A 650-nucleotide genomic window follows, 5' to 3' on the forward strand; every position below is an offset into this window, starting at 1 on the left:
CGAGCAGCCACTGGGCGTCCGCCGGCGTGGAGACCACCCGCGGCAGGCCGAGCAGCGGGCGAGGCGGATCGTCGGGATGGATCGCCATGCGCACGCCCGCCTCCTCGGCCACCGGAATCACCGCCCGCAGGAAAACCCCCAGATGCTCGCGCAGCCGCTCGGCGTCGATCTCGGCGTACTGCGCCAGCACGCCGCGAAACCGCTCGAGCGTGTAGTGCTCTTCGGCCCCCGGCAAGCCGGCAATCAGCGTATCGACCAGCCTGTCGCGCCCGACCGGGTCCAGCCCCTCGAGATAGGTCCTGGCGGCGGCCTTCTCATCCTCGCCGTACTCCGCGTCGGCGCCGGGGCGCTGGAGCAGGTAGAGGTCGAAGGCGGCGAAGGCCGTCTGGTCGAAGCGCAGCGCCAGGGCGCCGTCCGGCAGCCGCCAGGCCAGGTCGGTGCGGGTCCAGTCGAGTACCGGCATGAAGTTGTAGCAGACGGTGTCGATGCCGCAGGCCGCCAGGTTGCGCAGGGTCTGGCAATAGGTGGCGATCAGCGCATCGCGCTCAGCCAGGCCCTGCTTGATCGCCTCGTGCACCGGCACGCTCTCCACCACCGACCAGGAGAGGCCCACGGCCTCGATCGTCGCCTTGCGCTCGCCGATGGCCTCG

Annotated in this window: 1 protein-coding gene; it reads right to left on the bottom strand. The window is 71.2% G+C overall.

What is annotated here, in order from left to right; genetic code table 11:
• Nucleotides 1–650: mannonate dehydratase (gene uxuA / locus QPM17_RS23695; RefSeq protein WP_285394201.1), on the bottom strand; the 650-nt coding region annotated here is incomplete at both ends.

The organism is Marinobacter azerbaijanicus (genome assembly GCF_030250645.1).
Lineage (GTDB): Bacteria > Pseudomonadota > Gammaproteobacteria > Pseudomonadales > Oleiphilaceae > Marinobacter > Marinobacter azerbaijanicus.